Source organism: Rothia sp. HMSC066G02 (genome assembly GCF_001813145.1).
Taxonomy (GTDB): Bacteria; Actinomycetota; Actinomycetes; order Actinomycetales; family Micrococcaceae; genus Rothia.
On sequence record NZ_KV811572.1, the window covers coordinates 134302 to 141566 of the forward strand.

A 7265-nucleotide genomic window follows, 5' to 3' on the forward strand; every position below is an offset into this window, starting at 1 on the left:
TCACCCCCCGTCATTTCGGTTTTTTTGACCGTAAGCAGGTAGCATAGAGGAGAATGTACGCGGGCACCTTTTTCGGTGTTGCGTACCTTCTGTGTACCTGCCCGCATCCGCGCCTGTAGTGGCTTTTTAGCTGCTGTGGTGCGGTCTCTGTCCCCAGCAAGGACGGCATTTGTGACTGACCAGCCTGTTCACCTTGATTTTGGTGCTCCGAGCACCGAGTCGATTCCCCCGCGCATTCCCGGTCGGGTGCGTCTGGGCGTGATGGGTGGAACCTTCGACCCGATTCACCACGGACACCTGGTGGCAGCTAGTGAAGTTGCCGCCGTGTTCGACCTGGACGAGGTTGTGTTCGTTCCGACCGGTCAGCCCTGGCAGAAGGTGGGGGAGCGGCACGTGAGTGACGCTGAGCATCGCTACCTGATGACGGTGATTGCGACCGCGTCGAACCCGCGTTTTACGGTGAGCCGTATTGATATTGACCGTGGCGGCGCCACCTACACCTTTGATACGCTTAACGAGCTGCGCGCCCTGCGCCCGGATGCTGACCTGTTCTTCATTACCGGCGCGGACGCGATTAGCCAGATTATGACCTGGCGCAATGCCCATAAGCTGTGGGATTTGGCGACTTTTGTGGGCGTGACCCGCCCCGATCACGAGCTGGATCCGCCGCTGGCTGAGGGTCGTCATATTACGACTCTGAAGATTCCTGCGATGGCGATTTCTTCGACCGATATTCGTCGCCGCGCAGCTGAAGATGCCCCCATCTGGTACCTGGTGCCGGATGGTGTGGTGCAGTACATTGCTAAGTACGGCCTGTACAAGAAGGACGCTTTGACGGCGTACCGTGACGGCTTGCCCCGCGTGAAGGATGAGTCTGGGCAGGCACCCCAATCGACGAATAATGAGGGAACACATGAGTGAAGCTACGGGTTCGAAGCCCTATAGCGAGGACGAAGCGTACCTCTACGAGACGTACGTGACCGAGGACGGCATTGAGGTGCCGCCGCCTACTAAGGTGATGGGTCCGCGCCGTCTTGCCCGCTACCGTGAAGAAGTTGCCGAGTACCTGCGTGCGAACCGTCGTGGTGAGCATCCGAAGCCTGTTGAGAACATGGGCTCCGTGATTTATACGGACGCTATTGACCCGCAGGTTCTGGCTGTTCAGCGTCGTTTTGCGGCGCTGGCGGCTCAGGGCAAGATTGACACTGAGGCGAACGATGAGGAGAAGCTGCACGAGCCTGCTCCTCTGACCAGTAGCCTGCGTATTCTGCGCCCCGAAGAGATCGCGCAGAACCGTGTGGATGCGACCAGCCCCTCCGCGGTGGATAACCCGATGACTTCTTCGATCCCGGTCATTGCCGTGGTTAAGGAGGAGAAACCGGAACCCGAGCTGCACCAGTACCTGGTGCGCGATGAGCCGAAGGTTGAGGAGCTGGACAGCTCTGACGTTGAGACTGAGCAGACCGAGGTTGCTTCCGTTGAGGAAGAGACTGTTGAGGTTGCTGAGGTTGAAGAGTCTGCTGACGAGCTGCCCACCCGCGTGAGCGCGGTGGACGCGCAGGGTCTTGACCTGAGCGTGCTGGATAGCGCCTCCGCAGGGGATACCGTGGATTCGGTGGACGGCGACCCGACTGTTGCTCTGAGCCCGGATGAGGTTGAGGAGCTGCTGCAGCGCATGGTGGATCGTCAGGATCCCGAAGAAGCACTGGTCGAGGAGACTGCCGAGGAGTCCGAAGAGGACTCTGAGGTTGAAGAGTCTAAGCCGGCTGAGTCGAAGGCTGCTTCGGCTGCTTCTGCTGAGGCTCCGGAGGAAGCTGAGGAAGAGTCTGCTTCTGAGAGCGCTGTTGAGAAGGCTGAAGAGGTTCTGCAACCTGCGCAGAAGACCTCCCTGGCGTGGCTGTGGATTGTGCTGCTGCTTGCCCTGGTCGTTGTTGGTCTGATTATGATTTTTGGCCCTAAGTAGGCCGTGAACAATGCACCCCTGTTGTGGGTGCTGCCGGCGGATGTTCTGCCGGCAAGGAAGGAAAATATGACTGCTGCACAGTCCTCGATTGAGGCTCTGCGCATTGCCGCCCGCGCTGCGGAGGAGAAGCAGGGAACTAACCTGTTCGCTGTGGATGCATCCGACGCGATGGGTCTGATTGATGGCTTCCTGGTGGTTTCTGCCCACAATGAGCGCCTCGTGAACGCTGTTGCGGATGAGGTTGAGGACGCTCTGCGTGAGCAGGCTGACCTGAAGCCGGTCCGCCGTGAGGGTCGTTCCTCGGGTCGTTGGATTCTGCTGGACTTCGGCGATATTGTCGTGCATGTTCAGCATGAGGAGGACCGCGAGTTCTACGCTCTGGATCGTCTGTGGGCTGAGGCCCCGCGTATTGAGCTGGGGGTTGAGAACGAGGCTCCCTTCGACATTGAGGGTGAGACTGAGGAAGATGCTGCGCGCATCATTCCCGCTCAGGATGAGGCGTAAGCTTGATTTTTAGCTGATGAGGGGTGGGCTCTGCTGGCGCTGTATGGTGCCGCGGGGTCCGCCCTTCTTGCTTAGCCTTTGGCTTACCCGCCGGGAACTTTTTGGATTTTTGGGTGCGCTGGTTTGCATCGCTGTCCGTGGTGTGTGTAATATATTCATGTTGCCTCGTTGAGGTCACTAACAGAATATGGGGATATGGCGCAGCTGGTAGCGCACCTGCATGGCATGCAGGGGGTCAGGGGTTCGAGTCCCCTTATCTCCACGTTTTCCTCGGTTGAGGAGCTTGTCGCCCGGTTCTTGTGAATCGGGCGATTTTGCTATCTGCCGATAACTCTCGATAGTCAACAACACAGTTCATAGTTGAGGAGTCACTCATGGGAGCGCACGCACATCACGGCCACGGCGGGCATCACGGGCATCACCACGACCATTCGCATGCCCCGAGCCCGGAGGACGCCGCCTCGATGCGTCCGCGCCTGCTGATTGCGTTCAGCTTGGCGGTCGTTATTGTGTTGGCGCAGGCGATTGGTTCGTTGGTCACGGGAAGTCTTGCCCTGCTGACCGATACGGCGCACGCCATTACGGACGCGTCCGGACTGCTGGTGGCGCTCACGGCGGCTTCGCTGATGACGCGCCCGGCAACGTCCCGCCGTACGTGGGGTTTCCGCCGCATTGAGGTGCTTGCCGCCCTCGGGCAGTCGGTGCTGCTGCTGGCGGTGGGTATCTACACGGCGGTGGAGGGTGTGCATCGCCTGTTCGCCCCGCCGGAGGTGCCCGGCACCGAACTGCTGATCTTTGGTGTGGTTGGCCTGGTGGCGAACGCTATCGGCATTGCGGTGCTGGCTACGGCGAGGAACGCGAACTTCAATATGCGTGCCGCGTTCCTGGAGGTGCTCAATGACGCCCTGGGTTCGCTGGGCGTGATTGTGGCGGCTATCGTGATTTGGCTGACCGGCTTCTACCAGGCGGATGCCCTGGCGGGTCTATTCATTGCGGCGCTGATTGTGCCGCGTGCAGTACGTTTGATGAAGCAGACGACGGCCGTGCTCATGGAGTTCACCCCGGACGGCTTGGACCTGGACGCGATGCGTGAACACATGCTGCGCGTTGACGGCGTTGTGGAGGTGCACGATGTGCATGCCTCGATGGTGGCGACCGGTCTGCCGGTGGTGACCGCGCACGTGGTGGTTGCCGATTCGTGCTTCCATGACGGCTCTGCGGTGGCGATTCTGGACCGTATCCGTTCGTGCGTGGCGAGCCATTTTGAGGTGTCGGTGGAGCACTCGACCTTCCAGCTGGAGACCGCCGAGCTGGGTGGTCGTGAGCCGGATTCGATTCGCCACCCGTAAGCTGTGCCCGTAGGCTGGCTCGCGTAGGTTTTGTCCGGGTTTCGTCGGCGGTGCTGCCCGCCGCGGTAAATTACGGCAGAAAACGGCAAACCAGAACAGGCACCAGAGCCTGAAATAGCGGGGGAGTAGTGACCGTTATATTTGTGGCTTCAACACGCAAAAGATACACTCTTTAGGGAGCAAAAGGTGCTCCTCACCCACATACTTTGACAGGTCCGCTGGCAGGCTCTTGAGTCTGGCCGCCGCGGTAGCCTGCAATGATGAGCGCCTCAGCCGAGCTGGAACGCAACAGCCGGCGGGCGCATCCTGGAATTTTTGACGAGAACAACCACGATTAGCAGCAGATACGGAACACTATGCATTCACCTATTGCCACTTACCTGACCGAGACCCTCGAGTCGGTCGCTTCTGATACCTCCGGTGAGTTGGCAAACTACATTCCGGAACTTGCCGCCGTGGACCCGGACAAGCTTGCCGCGTCCATCGTCATGGTTGATGGTGAGCAGTACGCCGCCGGTGACTCCGATGTGGAGTTCACGATCCAGTCGATTTCTAAGCCGTTCGTGTACGCCCTGGCGCTCGCAGACCGCGGCTATGATGACGTGCTTGCAAAGGTGGGCGTGGAGCCTTCCGGTGAGCCGTTCAATGAGCTGTCCCTGGAAGACGGCTCCGGTAAGCCGCTGAACCCGATGATTAACGCTGGCGCGATTACCACCCATTCGCTGGTGGGTCCTCCCGGTGCGACTCAGGGCGAGCGCATGGAGCGCGTCATTTCTGGTTTGTCTGCGTTTGCGGGCCGTCGCCTGTCGGTGAATGAGCGCGTGTACGAGTCTGAGTTGGAGCACGCGCACCGCAACTACGCGATTGCGCACATGCTGCGCGGCCACGGCATCCTGACCGGCGACCCGACCGTGGCGGTGCAGGGTTATACCCGCCAGTGCTCGCTGATGGTGACGGTTAAGGATTTGGCGTTGATGGCGGCGACTTTGGCGAACTATGGTGTGCATCCGGTGACGGGTGAGCAGGTGGTTCCTAAGACTGTGGTGCGTCAGGTGCTGAGCGTCATGTTCACGTGCGGCATGTATAACGCTGCGGGTGACTGGGCAACCCAGGTGGGTGTGCCGGCGAAGAGCGGCGTGGGCGGCGGCATTATTGGTGCGGTGCCCGGTCAGCTGGGTGTGGCAACGTTCTCGCCGCGCCTTGACGGTCACGGTAACAGTGTGCGCGGTGTGGAGCTGTTCGAGCAGTTCTCGGATGACATGGGCATGCACGTGATGAACGTGCCGACGGTGGCTCGTTCGGCGTTGCGCGCGAACTACCAGATTGGTTCGGGCGATGAGTCTATGCGTCTGATTCAGTTGCAGGGCCGTATCCGTTTTGCGGGTGTGGAGCGCGTGATTCGTGAGATTGTGGAATCCCCGATGGAGGGTTCCAAGGTTGCCCTGGATGTGACTCGCGTGTACGCGGTGGATGAGGTCGCTCAGAGCATGCTCCTGGAGCTGATGCGTCGCCTGCGGAATGACGGGTACAAGGTGTACCTGATTGATAATGACGAGACGATTACGAACACGGATGCGCTGCGTAGCATGGGTGTGAAGGTTCTGACGAACCCGGCGGCGGTGACTTCTGCTGAGTCGGATGCTGAGCGTGTGGCTGAGGCGGACGCCGAAGAAGCGGCGGAGGCTGCAGCTCTGGAGGCGCTGAATGCGTTGGAATCCGCTAAGGCGGAGCAGCCGGAAGCGTCTGAATCCGAGTAGGTTTCTAGCCGCGTACTTGGTTGTACGATTGTGTGAACTTATATATTGAGGCCCCTTTCCAGGGCGCGTTGTGAACGCGTTCTGGGGGAGGGGCCTTGCTGTGCTTACCTAGAGCTGCACCTTGCGCTGTAGCTGTACCTGGATTGCCTGGCGGGGGTAGCTTAGTGCGCTGAGCGTGGTCTTCGGTGAGTGAGTGGACTGAAAGTACGTAGAGGTTCTTTAATAGCGCAGTTGTTAATCATTAAGTAATATTTTGAATTTTTCGATAGCTAACAGTGGTCTCATCATACACTCGTAATATGAACACTGTTCCACACTCAGAAACACCTATCGCTCCTCGTCAATCCGCTATTACTGACCCCACCGCTGACCGGGCGGTGGCGGGTGCCTCTGCCCGCGCCTCCATGGGGCGACGGGAACTCTTACAACACGTTGGTACCTTTGGCCTGGGCGCGGTGGGCTTCGGCGTGCTGGGTCTTGGTCTCACCGGTTGTACCCCGTCGAATACCCCATCCGGTAGTGCGTCGGCGAGCCCTTCTTCAACCCCTTCGGCAAGCTCGGCGGCTACCCCTTCCGCATCTGGCTCCGCAACGGGTACTGCATCTCCGACCGCCGCGGCATCTCAGACGGCTTCTGCGACTGCGACCTCGTCGAACCCGGTTCCCGAAGCTCGTGCCTGGACTGGCCCGCAGACCGGCCTGCCCGGTGAGGGCAAGTATATTGCGTGGACGGTCGATGACGGCGCCGACCCGGAGGTGGTACGCGCCTACGCGGAGTTTTCCCGCCGTACCGGCACGCGCCTCACTTTCTTTATCAACGGTCAGTACCCGGCGTTTAGGCAGCATCGTGACCTGTTGTTGCCGCTGGTGAAGAGCGGTCAGTTGCAGATTGCGAACCATACGTATAGTCATGCGGCGTTGACGAGCCTGACGGATGAGCAGATTGTTCAGGAGTTGACCCGTAATGATGAGGAGATTAGGCGGCTTTTTGGGGTGTCTTCGAAGCCGTATTTCCGCCCGCCGTACGGGTATTATGATGCGCGCGTGTTGGCGGCTGCGGCGTCGTGTGGTTTTACGCGCCCGGTTCTGTGGTACGGGTCGTTGGCGGATTCGTCTAATATTTCTTCGGCTGAGGTGTATGCCTATGCGGAGAAGTACGCTTTGGCTCAGCATATTGTGATTGGGCATTTGAATTATCGGGGTGTGGTGTCTGAGCTGGACCGTATTCGGGCGTTGTTGGATCGGCGCGGGTTGACGACGGTCACGATTCGTGACTATTACGGGTAGTGCGGGGGAGCCTTGGCGGGGGTTCCGGTGGGTATACTGGGAGGCATGATGAAGCTTCCTCAGAACCCTATCCTTCGGCAGGTGCACCGTTTCCGTGAGTCGCTGCTGCTTCTGCTGTATTATTCGCTGTCTTTTCTGGGTGTGCGGTGGGTGCGCACGGGGCATCCGCGTGTGGCGGCGGTGTGGTCTGTGGGTTTGTGGCTGAACTTGGTGCTGCGCGGTATGGGCCAGGTGGTGCGTATGCTGGTGCCGGTCCTGCAGGATGCGGAGGCGCGCCGTGCTCGTGCTGAGCGTGCCCGCGCCTACCAGCCGCGCTAGCCTCACCGGCTGAGCTGACAGAACGAGACTGATATGACGAAGCCCCCTCGTACTAGAAATGAACTGCCTCCCGTTTCTTGGACAACAA

The 7265-nt window shown here is 59.7% G+C and carries 7 protein-coding genes and 1 tRNA gene; all 8 read left to right on the forward strand.

The window, feature by feature from the left end:
* The first annotated feature begins 171 nt into the window (after positions 1–171).
* The 8 genes from nadD to HMPREF2894_RS00525 all read left to right on the forward strand — a co-directional run bounded on the left by nadD (position 172) and on the right by HMPREF2894_RS00525 (position 7177).
* Entirely contained in the window at positions 172–921 is a 750-nt protein-coding gene (gene nadD / locus HMPREF2894_RS00490; RefSeq protein WP_070605331.1) for a nicotinate-nucleotide adenylyltransferase, read from the forward strand.
* Positions 914–1963, forward strand: a complete 1050-nt coding sequence (locus HMPREF2894_RS00495; RefSeq protein WP_070605327.1) for a sulfite reductase subunit alpha — start codon at positions 914–916, stop codon at positions 1961–1963. Before nadD ends, HMPREF2894_RS00495 begins: the two co-directional genes overlap by 8 nt.
* A gap of 66 nt (positions 1964–2029) precedes the next feature.
* Complete coding sequence (rsfS, locus tag HMPREF2894_RS00500) at positions 2030–2467, forward strand: ribosome silencing factor (protein ID WP_005505774.1); 438 nt, start codon at positions 2030–2032, stop codon at positions 2465–2467.
* A 189-nt stretch (positions 2468–2656) separates the two neighbouring features.
* Positions 2657–2729 (forward strand) — tRNA-Ala (locus HMPREF2894_RS00505).
* Positions 2730–2841: 112 nt separating this feature from the next.
* A complete protein-coding gene (locus HMPREF2894_RS00510) occupies positions 2842–3816 on the forward strand; it encodes a cation diffusion facilitator family transporter (protein WP_049345571.1) in 975 nt (324 codons plus the stop codon).
* Between the two features lie 356 nt (positions 3817–4172).
* On the forward strand, positions 4173–5573 hold the full coding sequence (locus HMPREF2894_RS00515) for a glutaminase (protein WP_070677340.1): 1401 nt from the start codon (positions 4173–4175) through the stop codon (positions 5571–5573).
* A gap of 299 nt (positions 5574–5872) precedes the next feature.
* A complete protein-coding gene (locus tag HMPREF2894_RS00520) occupies positions 5873–6859 on the forward strand; it encodes a polysaccharide deacetylase family protein (RefSeq protein ID WP_070677342.1) in 987 nt (328 codons plus the stop codon).
* A gap of 45 nt (positions 6860–6904) precedes the next feature.
* Positions 6905–7177 carry a hypothetical protein gene (locus HMPREF2894_RS00525; protein WP_246823570.1) on the forward strand — a complete coding sequence of 91 codons (273 nt, stop codon included), beginning with the start codon at positions 6905–6907 and terminating at the stop codon, positions 7175–7177.
* Positions 7178–7265: the final 88 nt, after the last annotated feature.